This is a genomic window from Psychrobacter sp. UBA2769, from assembly GCF_002352555.1.
Classification (GTDB): domain Bacteria; phylum Pseudomonadota; class Gammaproteobacteria; order Pseudomonadales; family Moraxellaceae; genus Psychrobacter; species Psychrobacter maritimus.
The window spans coordinates 238462-255238 of the sequence record NZ_DEIR01000014.1 but is presented as its reverse complement, the minus strand read 5'-3'; the positions used below and the strand labels follow the sequence as shown (position 1 = coordinate 255238).

Below are 16777 nucleotides of genomic sequence, written 5' to 3'. Positions count from 1 at the left end.
CAATTCATACTGTGATAAACAGGCTAAATCATACTGCCCATGAGCTTCCTAGCCAAACCTTTTATCGTGACAGTGTAGCTCAATTACAAGGATAAAAAAACCACAACGCCAATAGGATGATGCTTTGTAAAATTCATCTATCCTGCCATCTATTTTCAATGATTGTTATTTCTTTATTACCTTTATTAGCTAATTAAGAAATTAAATGGCTAAGAATTTTGAAGCAATAAACAAATAAATCAGCACGCCTGACGCATCACATACCGAGGTAATCAAAGGCGCACTGGCAGTAGCAGGGTCAAAGCCTAACTTATTAAGCACAAACGGTAAACTCATGCCAATCACACAGCCAATCATGACCACCGACATCATACTCAGCGCCAGCACTAGCGATACAACGGCATCCCCGCGCACATAACCGATAACTGATATAGCTACCGCCATCGTCGCCCCAAGCATGAGCGCAACTAATGCTTCACGACCGAGTAATGAAAACCAGTCACGCATGACCACATCGCCAGTGGCTAGCGCACGTACCATCAAGGTTGCGGACTGAGAACCGGCGTTACCACCACTATCAACCAGTAGCGGTAAGAAAAACACCAATACCAAATTGGCGGCAATCACATCTTCAAAGTTTGAGATACTAAGCCCTGAGAGCAGATTACCAAAGACTAAAAACACTAGCCAAAACACACGCTTACGATATAAAACCCTGATACTGACGTCTTTTAATTTACCGACCATGGTCGAGACACCACCCGACTTATGGAAGTCATCGGTGGCCTCATCGCTAGCAACGTCCATCGCATCATCGTGAGTGACGATACCGACTAACGCGCCGCTGGCATCAGTAATTGGCAAGGCAATCAAGTCATAGCGCGCGACGGTTTTAGCAACGTCTTCTTGATCGTCGTTTACATCAGAAGATATGACCGAGCGCACCATAATGTCATTAATCAGCTGCTCAGGCGACGCTAAAATAAGTACTCTTAATGACACCACGCCTAGCAGTTTACGCGCATCATCAATCACATAAGCATGATAAATAGTTTCAGCATCAGGTGCTTCTAACCTAAGAGCATCCAGCGCTTCAGCAACCGTCATCTCGGCCGCTAACGTCGCATAGTCAGATGTCATCAACGCGCCAGCGGTGCGCTCTTCATAGGCAGACAGCCGGCGAATATCTTCACGTTTTGCCTGCGCAAGTGCGGGTAGCAACGCATCTCGCTGTTCCTGATTTAGGTGCTTATATAAGTCGGTGCGCTCATCAGATGGCATCTCCCCGACTATCTTTGCTAGGCTTGCACGCGGAAACTCAAGAGCCATCGCAACCTGAATATCGGCGTCTAAATAGGCAAATATCGTCGAGCGATTGGGCAAAACCTCAAGCAGTTGCCACGCAAGTTTGGGTTCAATCAGTGCCAGCACATCAGCAATATCAATCGGACGTAATGCTTGCACCTCATCAATTGCTTGCTCAAACTGCTGCTGCTCGATAGCACGGCTTAGTTTTGCAGCAAGGGTCACCGCTAAGTCTTCATTATTCATTATTTTTACTCCGTGCAGCGCGAAATTATGCAACAGGCGCTCATAAAAAAGAGCCAATATAATTGGCTCAAGTTAACATAAAATCAAATCCTAATGGATTGGTGTTTTATTAGCAAGCTAATGATTTTTAAACCAATCAAACAGCTCGCAAACCTATCCATTAACCACGCCGTTAATTCATAAACCAACCATGACTGGCAACGATAGACTGACCAGTGAATACATTACTTGGGAATGCTGCTAAAAATAATGCCAATTGAGCAATATCATCAACGGTGGTGAACTCTTTATCGACGGTATTAACCAGCATAATGTCATTCACCACAGATGCTTCACTGATGCCTTTTTCAGCCGCTTGTTGCGGAATTTGTTTTTCGACCAATGGTGTTTTGACAAACCCCGGGCAAATCACATGCGCGCGTACATTATGCTCAGCGCCTTCTTTTGCCAACACACGGCACAGTCCAAGGAGTCCATGCTTGGCTGTCACATACGGTGCTTTAAATAATGACGCTTCATGCGAATGCACCGAGCCCATATAAATGACCGTACCGCCTTTGTCAGCTTTATACATGTGCTGTACAGCCGCTTTGGTGGTTAAAAATGCCCCATCTAAATGGATAGCAAGCATTTTTTTCCAGTCATTAAACGCCATTTTATGAATCGGGTCAATGATTTGAATACCAGCATTAGAGACAAGAATATCAATAGCGCCAAAGGTATCAACTAATTGCTGCACGCCAGCGTTTACCGCGTCTTCTGATGTGACATCCATTTCAATTGCCAGTGCGCGTCCGCCAGTAGCTTCGATAGCATCGACCGTTTGCTGTGCTGATTCAAGATTAATATCTGCGATACCAACTGCAGCGCCTGCCTTAGCATAAGTCTCAGCGATATCGCGTCCAATGCCACTTGCAGCACCTGTGACCAATGCTACCTTGCCGGTCAAATCTTGTTGTAATGTGGTCGCCATATTTTATAATCCATTATTAAATAGGTTTTTTGGATGTCTGTGCTAGACATATTTATGCAACTAGCTTATTGAGTAATGCTCACTGGCGTTTTTTCTTGTAGCTCATCGAAGCTAACACCTTCTGCCAACTCAACCAATTTTAGACCATTGTCAGTGACGTCTAATACGGCAAGTTCGGTGATAATACGGTCGACCACGCCTTTACCCGTTAATGGCAGCTCGCAATTGGCAAGGATTTTTGGCTCGCCATGTTTATTAACTTGCTCCATCAGCACAATCACCCGTTGTACGCCTGCGACCAAGTCCATCGCGCCGCCCATGCCTTTAACCATTTTTTTGGGAATCATCCAGTTGGCCAAATCGCCTTTTTCTGATACTTCCATCGCGCCCAATATCGCCAGATTGACATGGCCACCACGAATCATCGCAAATGACTCTGAGCTACTAAAATAACTGGCACCCGGTTCTGCGGTTACCGTTTGCTTGCCCGCATTAATCAAATCTGCATCCACGTTCTCTGCCGTTGGAAACTCGCCAATACCTAGCAAGCCGTTTTCAGACTGTAGCCAAACATCCACATCTTCAGGAATATAGTTGGCAACTAGGGTTGGTAGTCCAATACCTAAGTTGACATAATAGCCGTCTTGTAGTTCTTTTGCGGCACGCTGTGCCATCTGCTCTCTTGTCCATGCCATGGTAACTTCCTTATTTTTTACACTGCTTTATTATTAATATAATCATTTAAAAATATTTTTATAAAATAACTGAATAACTTAAACGCTTTCGACCGCTTTAGTGGTGGTTTTTTCAATACGCTTTTCAGGATTGCTGTTTAAGACGATACGCTGCACAAAGATACCCGGTAGATGCACTTCATCAGGATCAAAGGTGCCGGTTTCTACGATTTCTTCGACTTCGACGATGGTAATCTTGCCTGCCATAGCGCAATCTGGATTAAAGTTACGCGCCGTCTTATTAAAGATTAAGTTACCCGCTTTATCTGCTTTTTGCGCTTTGATTAATGCCACATCCGCACGCAATGAATGCTCAAGCACATAAATACGGCCATCAAAATCACGCGTCTCTTTGCCTTCAGCCACTTGTGTGCCAACGCCCGTCGCGGTATAAAACGCTGGAATACCAGCGCCACCTGAGCGTAGTTTTTCTGCCAAAGTTCCTTGCGGCGTTAATTCAACTTCTAACTCACCTGCCAAGTATTGACGCTCAAACTCTTTATTTTCACCGACATACGATGAAATCATTTTTTTAATTTGACGGGTTTGTAATAGCAAACCTAAACCAAACCCATCGACGCCGGCATTATTACTGATACAGGTCAAATCTTTGACGCCGCTATCACGTAACGCTTCGATGAGCGCTTCAGGAATACCGCACAGACCAAAACCGCCGATAGCAAGTGTTTGTCCATCACTTACCACACCTTTTAGCGCCTCTTCAGCACTACTATATACTTTTGAGCGACTCATGCTTATCTCCTTGCAAGTCGAGTTTTTGTTATTAACAGTCATCATCAATGATGATTTGCTTTCATTTATAAATCAATCATCTATGATTTTCATTTTATAGTAATACATTATCTATCGATATATTAGGTACAGCTGTAATGCTAAGTTACCACATTATTGTGTTAGCGAGAAGAGAATAACGGTAAGAACTTACGCGCCAGCGCCGTCATTTAAGACATCCTCATTCACTATGGCAGCAGTCTAGATTTATGTTTAATAAAATATTGAATACTGCATATTTTGATTAATTTTATTGACCCATGTCAATATGCGCTGCATACTCGATGCTTGAACTTTGCCAAGGAGGGCGGATCATGATGAGTACATTTGCTATTGTCATCACTTTATTACTATTGATGTTTTTTGCTTATCGCGGCTATTCTGTGCTGATTTTAGCACCGATTATGGCGATATTAGCCGTATTACTTTCAGGTGATTTTTTAAGCAGTATCCCCGCCTATACCGATGTATTTATGGGGGCGTTAAGTGGATTCTTACTGAAGTTCTTCCCTATTTTCTTATTGGGCGCGCTATTTGGGCGTTTGATGGCAGACTCTGGCGCCGCGACAGCGATTGCCAATACCGTGGTCGAAAAGCTCGGTGCCAGTAAAGCCATCTTAGCGGTCATCTTAGTTTGCGCCATCTTAACCTATGGCGGCGTGTCGTTATTTGTGGTGGCCTTTGCCATCTATCCAATCGCCAAAGACTTGTTTAAAGCCGCTGATATTCCTAAGCGCTTGATTCCGGCAGCGATTGCCTTAGGTTCATTTACCTTTACCATGACGGCATTGCCCGGCACGCCCGCCATTCAGAATGCCATTCCGATTCCTTACTATAATACCAACGTCTTTGCCGCGCCTATCTTAGGTCTTATCGGCGGTAGCATCATGTTTATTTGTGGTTGGTTATGGTTGCAATCTCGTGCTAGAAAAGCCAATGCAGTAGGTGAAGGCTATGGTCAACATGATGAAGAGGATGTCGGTGGCGTAGGTGCGGCAAAACAAGCATCTGAGACCCTAAGTACGCATCACACCTCGTTTACCGTTGCTATGATTCCGCTGGTGCTGGTCATCGCCCTAAACGCTTTATTAACTTATGCTATTTTCCCGTCGCTCGACTTTAGCGCCTTACAAACTCAATTTCCGGACTTAAATATCGCAGGCTCGCTTGGTCTTTGGTCCATTATTATCTCATTGGTGGTTGCTTGTACCGTACTCATTGTGCTGCGTATCGGTCATTGGAACAACCTACAAAAAACCATTAACCGTGGTACTTATGATTCGATGTTGCCGATTTTTAACACCGCCTCAGAAGTGGGTTATGGTGCGGTTATCGCCTCGCTAGCAGGCTTCCTTATCATTCGTGATAGCATCTTAAACCTAAATCCTGATAATCCTTTGATTTCAGAAGCGGTGGCGATGACCACGCTGGCTGGTATTACGGGCTCATCGTCTGGTGGTTTGAGTATTGCCCTATCGACGTTGGGTGAAGATTATTTAAGAATGGCGGTGGCCGCTGGTATTGACCCAGAGCTGATGCACCGTGTTGCTGTGATGGCAGCAGGTGGTTTGGATACGCTACCTCATAGTGGTGCGGTCATCACCTTACTGGCGATTTGTGGCTTGACTCATAAGCAATCCTATCTAAACGTTGCCATGGTGACGATGGTGATTCCACTTATTGCGGTGGTCGCGGTTATCATTTTAGGGACGATGTTTGGCTCATTTTAAAAAAAAGTCGGACGTTGAAAACAGACTTTGACTCGCAAAAAGTGCATCTTTTATAAACCCACTTGGCAAATTGCTTAGTGGGTTTTTTATCGCCACTTTATGACGATCCTCTTTAAAAAAAATAGCTTATTGACACTTAATAAATGCATAGAAATCTATCGGCATAATATAGCCAATGACTATGTTGGTTAATGGATTAATTAGTGAGGAATGTCACAAAATTGGCTGAATTACGGTATCATAGGCACACTTTTTTAATTTTTCTCTTTTTTGTAAGTTTTTAGACGTTTTTAGCATCGATGATTTAATATTAATCATATCGCGCCTGCTCGTCATAAAGTGCTTGAGACGTTTGATAACCAACCCGTTTATATAAAAATATAGGTGATGAAAGTGCGTGAGATTCTAGTAACCAGTGCGCTGCCCTACGCCAATGGCTATATCCATTTGGGGCATCTTGTAGAATATATTCAGACCGACATTTGGGTACGTGCGATGAAAGCACAGGGCCATCAAGTCACCTATGTCTGCGCCGATGATGCTCATGGCACCGCCATTATGCTCAAAGCTGAAGCCAATGGCGTCACGCCAGAAGAGCAAATCGCCTCGGTAAAAGCCTCACATGAAGCGGACTTTGCCAAATTTTTGATTAATTTTGATAATTATCATTCAACGCATTCAGAAGAGAATCGGGAATTCTCTGAGCTGATTTATCGTCGCCTTAATAGCGCCGGACATATCAGCACAAAGGACGTCAAACAGCTTTTTGATCCTGAAAAGCAGCTATTTTTAGCCGATCGTTTTGTCAAAGGAGAGTGCCCCGAATGCAGCGCGCTTGACCAATATGGTGATAACTGTGAAGTGTGCGGTACCACCTATGATGCGACCGACCTTATCAATCCGCATTCAACGTTATCCAATGCGACGCCAGTACTTAAAACTTCTAAGCATTACTTCTTTGACTTACCAGAATTTGAGCAGTTCTTAAAAGATTGGACCCGTAGCGAAAATCGCTTGCAAACGTCGGTTGCCAATAAACTGCAAGAGTGGTTTGACGCTGGCTTGACCAGCTGGGATATCTCGCGTGATGCGCCCTACTTTGGTTTCCAAATTCCAGATACGCCAAGCGATGAGCCAGACAAGTACTTTTATGTGTGGCTAGATGCGCCAGTCGGTTACATGGCAAGCTTTAAAAATCTATGTGACAAGCGCGAAGGTACCGACCAAGCGCTTGATTTCGACCGTTATTGGATGCAAGAAAACGAGCATAAAACCGAGGTGTATCATTTCATCGGTAAAGACATCGTTTACTTCCATGCGCTATTTTGGCCAGCGATGCTTGCCGGTAGTGAGTTCCGTACGCCAACTGGTGTCTTTGCCCACGGTTTCTTGATGGTCAATGGCGAAAAAATGAGTAAGTCACGCGGCACCTTTATCAAGGCCGAAACTTACGCGGAACACTTACATCCTGAATACTTGCGTTATTATTTCGCCAGTAAGCTGTCTGACAAAGTTGAGGACATCAACCTTGATTTAGAAGACTTTATGCAAAAGGTCAACTCTGACTTGGTGGGTAAAGTGGTCAATATCGCCAGTCGCAGTGCCGGTTTTATCGTGAAGAAATACGACGGTATGCTGTCTGAGGTTTGCGTAGAGTCTGAATTATTAGAAGATATCACCAAAACTGGTGATGAAATTGCCGCCGCTTACGAGAATCGTGAGTTCTCGCGTGCGATGCGCTTAATCATGCAGTGTGCCGATCAGGCCAATGAATATATTGATGAGAAAAAACCGTGGTCGCTTGCCAAGCAAGAAGGGTCTGAACAAGAAGTCCAAGACGTCTGCTCGGTGGCGATTAATATCTTCCGCCAATTGATGGTTTATTTGGCGCCAGTATTACCTGAGCTGACGGCCAATGCCAAACAATTCTTAAATATTGACGATTTAAGCTTTGCTAGCCGTAATGAGTGGTTGCTTGGTCATAAAATCAATAAATTTAAACCTTTAATGCAGCGTATCGAAGAAAAAGACGTTGCGGCAATGGTTGAAGACTCAAAGGCCTCGTTAGCACAAGCAGAAGCCCCTACTACTAACAGCGATAATAATTCAGATAATAAAACAGCGGCAGTAAACACTCAGTCAGCAGAAAAGGCTGATACTGATACCAATGCTGAACAAGCTGACTATATCGGTATTGAAGACTTTGCCAAAGTTGAGATGAAAGTGGCGCACGTTTTAGCCTGTAATTATGTCGAAGGCGCGGATAAGCTTTTACAATTTACCTTAGACGTTGGCGAAGACAAACCACGTAATGTCTTTAGCGGTATCCGTAAGTTTTATGAGCCTGAGCAATTACTGGATAAAAAGGTAATTTGCGTCACCAATCTTGCGCCGCGTAAAATGAAATTTGGCATCTCAGAAGGGATGGTGCTATCAACGGGCAACCCAAAAACTCAGCTAACGGTAGTGACTTTACCGGACAACTGCGTGATTGGCGATGTGCTTGCTTAAAAACGTTAAATTAAGTAATAATTAAAGAACAAAAAAACGGTCGAAATAGACCGTTTTTTGTTCTTATGTGAAAAACAATAGAAAGTAAGCTTGCTGTTTATCTAGTTAAAATATCAATAATCTGCAACGTATCATTAATGACTGTCACAATTTTATTTTCTGGCGTGCGAATACGAACGTAGCGGTCATCATAACGGTCTAAAATTACCGAACGATCATAAATATTCCTATCAATCTTGCCGACTACTCTGTAACCGTATTGATCAAGATCACGTTTGAATGAGGCATTAGGGCTGGCATTGCGATAAGCGTTGATATTAGGTTGGGCGTTGCTATGATGGTTATAACCTTTATTGATATAAACAGCTTTGCCCTTGGCATTTCCATTTCCATCTTTTGCCGTAGCAGGTAAGCAAATCAATGAGGTAGCAGTAATGCCAGCGATGGTTAATAGTTTAAGATTAGAAGTGTTCATAATGTTACCCTTAAAATATTCGTTTGAAAAATATTAAGTAGATATTAGAGTGGGTTGTACATTCACCAAGTCAGCATAATAGTAATGTGAATTTTATAGTAATGTGAATTTTGGACTCACTATAATTCTCGTATAAAAACTAGCTTATGTTAATTATGAAGGGCGTTCGTAATAGATGCGTTGCTAGCTTGTAAGCTTTTTGATTGTAATTTTACCGAATAAAAAGATGCTTTCGTGGCATCTTTTTTATTGCCCAAAATTCATTGGTAACTATGCATAAAGAACCTGATAACAAAATTATTTATCCAACAAGAATTGATTTAAATCCTCCTTTATAAAGCTAATGACAAACGCGTTTTATTTTCTTATTGCCATAAGTTACATTACTGTCATAATATGGACGTAATGATCAATGGATTGATTACCTTAATGTTAGCCCGTTATCTCAGCATGCACATAACATTGACTCGGGTAACCTGCACCTTTTAACCTATGAGCCAAAATAAAATGACCTTTGCCACTACTTTACGCCTTAGCCTGTGCGGCGCTGCTATTAGCGCTGCGCTTGGATTAACCGCCTGCTCTAATAATGCTACTGACCCTGCGGCCACTGCTGATGACAGCGCAACTAACGATAAGCCTGCCAAAACCTTAGCCATCACTCAGATTGTCGAGCATCCTTCTTTAGATGAGATGCGCCGTGGCATTATTGATGAGCTGGCTGAAAATGGTTATGTAGAAGGTCAAAACCTAAAAGTTAACTTTCAAAGCGCGCAAGGTAATACCGCAACCGCAGGGCAAATTGCCAAACAGTTCGCCGGTGACAATCCAGATGCTATCGTCGCCATCTCAACACCTTCTGCCCAATCAATCGTGGCATCGACCAAAACCGTTCCCGTTATTTATACCGCCATCTCAGACCCTGTGGCCGCGAAGCTGATTGACGAAAATGATGTACCTATCCAAACCAACGTGACCGGTCTGTCGAGCGAATTACCAATCGAGCCACAGTTAGACAATATTCAAAAAATTGTCCCAAATGTAAAAACCATTGGTTATGTTTATAGCCCAGGTGAAGCCAACTCTGTGGTGGTCCTTAAACAACTTGAAAAAGCGGCACCAGCACGCGGGCTTAAGATATTGGGCGTAACCGCCAATCGCCCTACTGACGTTGCGATGGCGACTCGTAGTCTTGCAGGAAAGGTAGAGGTTATTTATACCTCATTAGATAACAACGTGGTTTCGGCTTTTGAAGCCATGGCCAGTGCAGCTAACGAGCTTGATATCCCAGTCATTGCCTCAGATGAATTTAGCGTCAGACGCGGTGCGACTGCGGCGCTTGGGGTTAATGACTATGATTTTGGTCGTACTACGGGCAAAATGGTTTATCGGGTATTAAATGGTGAAGCTACCAAAGATATTGCACCGCAAGTGATGAACACCTTGACGCTATATGTCAGCCCAAAACACGCCGCTGAACAAGGTACCAGCCTATCAGCAGATTTACTTAAAAACGCCATCAATGTCGATAAAGAAGCACAAAAAACCAGTAAGTAATTGCTGGAAAAACAGCAGTGAGCATTGAATAGAAAGACCGTGATTAACAAGCAGTCAGCGCTACCTTTTATTTATCTTTTATATAATGTACGGACACATTATTATTTTCAGGAGTCAGACCCATGTTGTATCAAAATCGTTTTGCAAAAGCTTTATTATGGGGCGGTGTTTGCACCGCTATCTTGACCGGCTGTAACCAACCAGCACAAGATGCCAACACCACTGACGGCGCTGCAACAGGTGGCGATGCCAAAGCTGCCATGAAAACGGTCGCTATTACCGCCATCGTTGAGCATCCAGCACTCGATGACGTGCGTAAAGGCGTTATCGATGAATTAAATGATGCCGGCTTTAAAGAAGGTGAGAATTTAACCATCAACTTCCAAAGCGCCCAAGGTAATACCGCTACCGCCGGTCAGATTGCCAAGCAATTCGTCGCTGATGCACCAGACGTCATCGTTGCCATTGCAACACCATCTGCTCAGTCTGTGGCTGCCTCTACCAGCACCATTCCCATGGTATTCTCAGCAGTGACTGACCCTGTAGCAGCCAAACTGGTGCCCAAGCTTGATGGTTCTGGCACCAACGTCACAGGCGCCTCTGATGCCCTGCCTTATGCGCCGCAAATCGATTTGATGCGTCAAATTATCCCAAGCTTAAAAAACGTCGGCTATGTTTATAGCCCAGGCGAAGTTAACTCAACCATCGTTTTAAAAGCATTGAAAGATAACCTAACGCCACTAGGTATCAACGTACACGAAGCGCCGGCTCAGCGTAGTAACGATATTGCGATGGCTGCTCGTAGTCTTGAGGGTAAAGTCGATATGATTTATACCTCAACCGATAATAACGTCGTTTCAGCGTATGAATCACTGTACCAAATTGCTAAAGAAAGTAAGATTCCACTAATTGCCTCTGATACCAGCTCTGTTGAGCGCGGTGCCGTTGCGGCTTTAGGGGTAAACTATTACGATTTGGGCCGCGAAACTGGTAAAATCGTTACGCGTATTTTAAACGGTGAAAAAGCCGGTGCTATCCCTGTTTATACCCCGCAATCGCTTGATTTATATGTCAGTCCAAAAAATGCGAAAGCCGAAGGCATTACTTTGCCACAAGCCGTTATCGATAAAGCAAAAGTAGTGGTAGAATAACTGCGACTTCTGGTATCGCACCGATAGACGGTAATTTTTATCAATTATCGCCTATGGGCGATACCGCTATTTATTTAGCGCAGACAAAACCCAGCTATCAGTCAGTAGGCTGGGCTTGTTTTTTAAAGGCTTTAAATGAGCAAGATTTATGATTATGCGTAATAATGACGAGTCTTGTTTTACCCTAGCTGCAGATAACCCAATCTGTTAAATTCACCGCTTCGTCGTTTAGCTAAAATTCATGTATAGATTCATTTATAAATAAAATAGCGCCGCTATATAGCGCTATTTTATTCTATGAATCACTAGAGTGTTATTTGCTAAACGCTTGGTTATGACTTACTGATCTCTTATGTCTTTAATTGCTTTTTTTGGTGCGCTTGAAAGTGGTCTGATTTATGGCCTAGTGGCGCTTGGCGTCCTAATCTCATTTCGTACCCTCGACTTTCCGGATTTGACCGCTGACGGTAGCTTTCCGTTAGGTGGCGCCGTCGCTGGTATTTCTATCATTGCCGGTATCAATCCTTGGCTTGCTTGTGCCTTTGGTATGCTAGCAGGGTCAGTTGCCGGTATTGTCACCGCTTGGCTACACGTCAAACTGGGCATTTTGCAGCTGCTTGCCAGTATTCTTGTGATGGTTGCCTTATATTCTGTCAATCTACGGATTATGGGTGCGCCAAACTTGCCGCTATTGGGTGAAACCACGGTCTTTAGTACCTTGGTCCATGACGGTAATGGTTACTGGATGCGCTGTTTAATCATTGGTGTTGTCGTGCTACTGGCCATGTTATTTTTAAACTGGTTTTATAGTACCGAGACGGGTTTATCGATGCGTGCGACCGGCTCAAACTTACGTATGGCACAGGCGCAAGGTATCAACACCTCGTGGATGACCATCATCGGTATGGCGATTTCCAACGGTTTGATTGCTTTAGCGGGTGCGCTATTTGTGCAGACGCAAGGTGGCGCAGATATCTCCATCGGTATCGGTACGATTGTCATTGGTTTGGCAGCGGTCATCATCGGTGAGACTATTATTCCGGCCAAGCGGATTTGGCTGATTACCTTTGCTGTGGTTGTCGGTGCGGTATTGTACAAGCTGTTTATTCAGGTTGCCCTATCGAGCGATACGCTACGTAGTATCGGTTTTGGTCCGCAGGATTTAAACTTGATTACAGCGCTGCTCGTGGTATTGGCCTTGGTATTGCCCAAAGCTAAAAATAAATTTTTAAGTCGTAAAGTTCGGGCTTAATGTCAATGTGCAACCATAAGGAATAATTATTATGATGCAAGCTACAGATTTGCGGTTGACCTTTAATCCTGGAACGCCCATTGAAAACCCTGCCCTACGCGGTATCAATCTGAATATCGCTGATGGTGAATTTGTCACTGTTATCGGTACCAATGGCGCGGGTAAATCGACCTTTTTAAATGCGGTCAGTGGCACCACGCGCGTCGATAGCGGTTCAATCTTGTTAAATGGCATCGATGTCACCAAAAAAACCGCGCACCAACGTGCTCATTGGGTCGCTCGTGTCTTCCAAGACCCGATGGCGGGAACTTGTGAGGCGCTAACCATTGAAGAAAATATGGCGCTTGCCTATAAGCGCGGCGGCAAACGTGGTTTAAGCTTTGCGCTAAACCAAAATAACCGTGACTTATTTCGCGAGAAATTATCGGTTTTAAAATTGGGTTTAGAAAATCGTTTAACCGACCGTATGGGTCTATTATCTGGTGGTCAACGTCAAGCAGTTAGCTTGCTGATGGCGTCATTGCAACCCTCTAAGATTCTACTGCTTGATGAGCATACGGCTGCCCTTGACCCTAAGACTGCGGCTTTTGTTTTAGAGCTGACCGATAAAATCGTCACGGACAATCAGCTTACCACGATGATGGTTACGCACTCGATGCAGCAGGCCTTAGCCCATGGCACGCGTACCGTGATGCTACATCAAGGACAAGTAGTTCTCGATGTCGCAGGTGATATTCGTAAAGGCATGAATGTGCATGACTTACTCGATATGTTTGAGCAGACCCGCGGTGAAAAAGTCGAAGATGACAGCTTGATATTAAGCTAAATCATTTAGCTTAATATTTTGAATTTAAAAAAATAAAACGCCTGTTTAATAGCAGGCGTTTTTTTATGACTGTTTTAGTTATTAAGAATCAAGCATGACCAATTTTTGAATCAACTCACTGACATGCTGCGCTTGCATTTTTTTCATCACTTGTGAGCGATGTACCTCTACCGTACGGACCGATATATCTAAATGGTCGGCGATATTTTTATTCAGATTGCCTTGCAGTAACTCATTGGCGACCTGCTTTTCTTTATCGGTCAGCTGCGCATAAAGATTTTTAATATTATAAAGCTGAGCACGCTTGAGTGTTAAGGCTTGCGCACGCGCAAGCGCTTCTTGTAAACGGTGACTATTAATCGGTTTTTCGAGATAATCAGCGGCGCCTTGTTTGAGCATGTTGACTGCATCAGCAATCTCACCCTTACCAGTTAACGCAATAAACCCTATCGGACTGTCATGTTTATTAAGATACGCTTGTAGTGCCTGACCGCTCATTTCTGGCATCATTAGATCACTGACCACCACTGCTGGGCGATAGATATCGACTTGCTGTAAAAATATCAGAGCACTTGACCATACTTGGGTCGGTAATCCTAAGCTGCTAATCAAAAAATCACAGGATGTACGCACGCTTTCTTCATCGTCGATGATATGAATCAGTAGAGAGTCACTACTGTTATCAACTGGCGTTTGCCATTCTGAGCGCTTATTGAGATGATGCTGAGCATTCATACGCGACCTTATGATTAAGTTAATTTACAAAGTTTATAGGCGCTTGGTTATTCATAGCTCTCTTATGCTCACTTTCGCTTTTGATTGCTTTATTTCTGAGCCTCATCAGCCAAATGCAGCGGCAGATAAAAAGACACTTGCGCACCTATCGTGTTTGCTAGAGGATAAGTGCTTTCAGTGTTCATCAAGCGCACTTTACCATTTAAGTTACGCTTAAAGCGTTGCTGATAACCGTCCAACGCTTGTATACAATTAAGCTCATGCTGTACTTCAATATTGCTAAGTCGCATCATACCGCCAAGTGACTTGCCCAAGCGCTGACATATCATCAAACCCAAGCCTAAACCATTGGCTTTAGTTGATTTGGTGGCGTAATGATTGGGTAGACGCTGCTGTGATTTACTCTCGACTAGCTGCTTATTACCAGTTAACTGTTTATGGTCAAGCAACTGCGCCTCATCAAAACCGCCTGCATCATCGGTCATATGCAATACTATATAGGATTTGCCATTATAATCTTCTGCCTGACAACGTAACATTATCTGCGTCGCCCCTTGCTGCTCGGCGTTTACCATACTATTCATCAATAACTGGTCAAGAACTAGGTTTGGCAACTGCAACGATGGATAGTCACTTACTAGCCAAAAACTCATGGCTGAAGCCTTCTCACCGAGCAGCAATATACACTGCTCATAGGTAGTTGCGATATCCACCCTCACCTCATCCGGCTGTGAGCGCCCTGCCCAGCGCCGAATATTACTGATAACAGCCGCAACCCGTTCAGTTTCATTGACAATTTGCTGCAGCGCAGTTTCTGTCGCTTGTTTGTCAGTCAGAGACTTTTCTACCGCATGCAGACTATTTACAGAGTTGTTATCCAACCCTGTCCATTCTTGACTGCTTTGACTGTTTTGACTGCGAATCAGTAATCCTTGGGCATAATTTTGAATGGTCGCCAGCGGCTGATTGATTTCATGGGCGATGGATCCACTCATCTCACCGATGACAGCGAAGCGTTCTGATTGACGTAGCTGCTGGTCATAATCACGAATCAATCGATTTTGTAGGGTTATTTTTTTTCGTCGTCGCCATGCCAGCCAACTCATCCACGCATAATTTACTGTTGATATGAGAATAATTAAAACAATAACCGCCATCCACAATCGATGCGCCTTTACCCATTCGACCATATGCGCGCCCAGCTGCTTTTGGGCGGGATGACGGTTCATATCATAGAGGATACGCTCAGCATTACTACTCGATTCGGCTGGTAGCCAGCGCTGTCCTATTCCTAACAATGCTTGCTCTGATTGACTTGTACCAAATAGATTTTGATTAATCTGTCGCACCAAAGCATTTGGCGCTTGCTCTGTCGCCGCCAATGTCCAATTGGGATATATAGGCGTTGAAGATTGACAGCTAGAAGCGGTCGCAACAGGGTGAATAAGACGGTATTGTTTCTCACTAACTTTCCCTTGCCGTGCCATCTCTTCCATCAAGCAAAGTGGCGCTATTGCTGCGTCTACACTGCCACTGGCCAATGCATGTAAGGTGCGCTCAATAGGATAGCCGACAAACTGGGTCTGATAACGGTTGGATGGCACGCCGTTTTGTTGTAATAAATGCGCGACCAATAGATAGCCACCAAAAGCCTCGGCATCGACGGCAGCAATTTTACGCTGCTGCAAATCTTGCAGCTGATAAATGCCGCTGTCTGCCTTTACCCAAAGTGCACTGGCCACTTCTTCCATGGCGCTAGGTTCTTTTAACGGACTACCCTGACTGAGCTTATTAAATTCATTGGCTAAGCTAACCGTTGCGGAAAACTGCTTATCAGCGGTTTTACTGAAACCTTTTTCATTAAAGTTTTTACCATTGATATCCGCAGGCTCAGTCAATTTAGCTGGCGCCGTATCCGCTTGCAAGGTCGCAAGCCAGCGCCAATGGGTGGTATTCATTTTAATCAGCTGTACTTGTGGACCAAGCACGAGGGCAAACTGCTGCGCCTCAATTTCCTGCTGCCAATTCTCTAACGCCAGCGGCACTAAGACTACTGTGTCCTCTTGCAACTGCTCATTAAGCTGATTGAGCCAAGGTTGCCAGCGTTCTTGCGCAACCGTTTCACCTTGCGGCGCCAGCACGCCTAAATAATACGTCTGGGCGTTTGCCATCGACATAACCAAGCAAGCATTTAATGCCATCAGAGCCATAAAGGGTATTAACGCTTGCAACGCTTTCCACACTTTCAACGCCCTCAAAGTTATGGTTCTAAGCGCAATTTTCGATAAAAAATAAATGGTATTTATAGGCATTATTTGCGACTTAAGACGTCCAAGTTTGTAAAATTTATTAAAACCATATGATTAATGTGGTTTTCCACAATATCAGCATATTACGCCATATTCTATACTACATAGCAAGATTGTATCTTTTAATTGGCTGAGCTTAATGATTGCTATCGAATATAAAAATCAGGCATTACCAATAAGC

At 43.9% G+C, this 16777-nt stretch carries 13 protein-coding genes; 6 read left to right on the top strand and 7 right to left on the bottom strand.

The annotated features are described in order from the left end of the window. Positions 1-201 precede the first annotated feature (201 nt). The 4 genes from mgtE to B3Q63_RS06630 form a co-directional block, all read right to left on the bottom strand. Complete coding sequence (gene mgtE / locus B3Q63_RS06645; RefSeq protein WP_296175109.1) at positions 202-1551, bottom strand: magnesium transporter; 1350 nt, start codon at positions 1549-1551, stop codon at positions 202-204. A 172-nt stretch (positions 1552-1723) separates the two neighbouring features. Beyond that, entirely contained in the window at positions 1724-2524 is an 801-nt protein-coding gene (locus B3Q63_RS06640) for a 3-hydroxybutyrate dehydrogenase (RefSeq protein WP_296175107.1), read from the bottom strand. 65 nt (positions 2525-2589) lie between these two features. Continuing rightward, on the bottom strand, positions 2590-3219 hold the full coding sequence (locus B3Q63_RS06635; protein WP_296175104.1) for a CoA transferase subunit B: 630 nt from the start codon (positions 3217-3219) through the stop codon (positions 2590-2592). A gap of 78 nt (positions 3220-3297) precedes the next feature. Beyond that, positions 3298-4011 carry a CoA transferase subunit A gene (locus tag B3Q63_RS06630; RefSeq protein WP_296175102.1) on the bottom strand — a complete coding sequence of 238 codons (714 nt, stop codon included), beginning with the start codon at positions 4009-4011 and terminating at the stop codon, positions 3298-3300. A gap of 353 nt (positions 4012-4364) precedes the next feature. Between B3Q63_RS06630 and B3Q63_RS06625 the strand changes: the two genes are divergently transcribed. Continuing rightward, entirely contained in the window at positions 4365-5780 is a 1416-nt protein-coding gene (locus B3Q63_RS06625) for a GntP family permease (RefSeq protein ID WP_201564777.1), read from the top strand. Between the two features lie 387 nt (positions 5781-6167). Beyond that, positions 6168-8291 carry a methionine--tRNA ligase gene (gene metG / locus B3Q63_RS06620; RefSeq protein ID WP_296175099.1) on the top strand — a complete coding sequence of 708 codons (2124 nt, stop codon included), beginning with the start codon at positions 6168-6170 and terminating at the stop codon, positions 8289-8291. 97 nt (positions 8292-8388) lie between these two features. Here metG and B3Q63_RS06615 read toward each other — a convergent pair whose 3' ends face one another. Next, a complete protein-coding gene (locus B3Q63_RS06615) occupies positions 8389-8766 on the bottom strand; it encodes a hypothetical protein (protein WP_201625708.1) in 378 nt (125 codons plus the stop codon). A gap of 507 nt (positions 8767-9273) precedes the next feature. On the opposite strand from B3Q63_RS06615, the gene B3Q63_RS06610 reads away from it, so the two are divergent. The 4 genes from B3Q63_RS06610 to B3Q63_RS06595 all read left to right on the top strand — a co-directional run bounded on the left by B3Q63_RS06610 (position 9274) and on the right by B3Q63_RS06595 (position 13552). Beyond that, positions 9274-10323, top strand: a complete 1050-nt coding sequence (locus B3Q63_RS06610; protein WP_201629942.1) for an ABC transporter substrate-binding protein — start codon at positions 9274-9276, stop codon at positions 10321-10323. 122 nt (positions 10324-10445) lie between these two features. Next, a complete protein-coding gene (locus B3Q63_RS06605; RefSeq protein ID WP_201625707.1) occupies positions 10446-11474 on the top strand; it encodes an ABC transporter substrate-binding protein in 1029 nt (342 codons plus the stop codon). Positions 11475-11826: 352 nt separating this feature from the next. Next, positions 11827-12726, top strand: coding sequence for an ABC transporter permease (locus B3Q63_RS06600; RefSeq protein ID WP_183620874.1), 900 nt, complete (start codon positions 11827-11829; stop codon positions 12724-12726). Between the two features lie 31 nt (positions 12727-12757). Then, the gene (locus B3Q63_RS06595; protein ID WP_183620875.1) at positions 12758-13552 is read left to right on the top strand and encodes an ABC transporter ATP-binding protein; all 795 of its coding nucleotides are present in this window, start codon (positions 12758-12760) and stop codon (positions 13550-13552) included. An 81-nt stretch (positions 13553-13633) separates the two neighbouring features. Here the strand turns inward: B3Q63_RS06595 and B3Q63_RS06590 are convergent, their stop codons facing one another. Both B3Q63_RS06590 and B3Q63_RS06585 read right to left on the bottom strand, forming a co-directional pair. Continuing rightward, positions 13634-14287 (bottom strand): response regulator transcription factor, encoded by a 654-nt coding sequence (locus B3Q63_RS06590; RefSeq protein WP_296175092.1) that lies wholly within the window; start codon positions 14285-14287, stop codon positions 13634-13636. Between the two features lie 89 nt (positions 14288-14376). Continuing rightward, a complete protein-coding gene (locus tag B3Q63_RS06585) occupies positions 14377-16530 on the bottom strand; it encodes a sensor histidine kinase (RefSeq protein ID WP_296175089.1) in 2154 nt (717 codons plus the stop codon). Positions 16531-16777 lie beyond the last annotated feature (247 nt).

Coding starts and splice junctions, on each gene's coding strand:
- B3Q63_RS06615 (WP_201625708.1), bottom strand. CDS start 8,766: ATGAACACTTCTAATCTTAAACTATTAACCATCGCTGGCATTACTGCT.
- B3Q63_RS06590 (WP_296175092.1), bottom strand. CDS start 14,287: ATGAATGCTCAGCATCATCTCAATAAGCGCTCAGAATGGCAAACGCCA.
- B3Q63_RS06625 (WP_201564777.1), top strand. CDS start 4,365: ATGATGAGTACATTTGCTATTGTCATCACTTTATTACTATTGATGTTT.
- B3Q63_RS06630 (WP_296175102.1), bottom strand. CDS start 4,011: ATGAGTCGCTCAAAAGTATATAGTAGTGCTGAAGAGGCGCTAAAAGGT.
- B3Q63_RS06595 (WP_183620875.1), top strand. CDS start 12,758: ATGATGCAAGCTACAGATTTGCGGTTGACCTTTAATCCTGGAACGCCC.
- B3Q63_RS06640 (WP_296175107.1), bottom strand. CDS start 2,524: ATGGCGACCACATTACAACAAGATTTGACCGGCAAGGTAGCATTGGTC.
- B3Q63_RS06605 (WP_201625707.1), top strand. CDS start 10,446: ATGTTGTATCAAAATCGTTTTGCAAAAGCTTTATTATGGGGCGGTGTT.
- B3Q63_RS06610 (WP_201629942.1), top strand. CDS start 9,274: ATGACCTTTGCCACTACTTTACGCCTTAGCCTGTGCGGCGCTGCTATT.
- B3Q63_RS06635 (WP_296175104.1), bottom strand. CDS start 3,219: ATGGCATGGACAAGAGAGCAGATGGCACAGCGTGCCGCAAAAGAACTA.
- B3Q63_RS06600 (WP_183620874.1), top strand. CDS start 11,827: ATGTCTTTAATTGCTTTTTTTGGTGCGCTTGAAAGTGGTCTGATTTAT.
- mgtE (WP_296175109.1), bottom strand. CDS start 1,551: ATGAATAATGAAGACTTAGCGGTGACCCTTGCTGCAAAACTAAGCCGT.
- metG (WP_296175099.1), top strand. CDS start 6,168: ATGAAAGTGCGTGAGATTCTAGTAACCAGTGCGCTGCCCTACGCCAAT.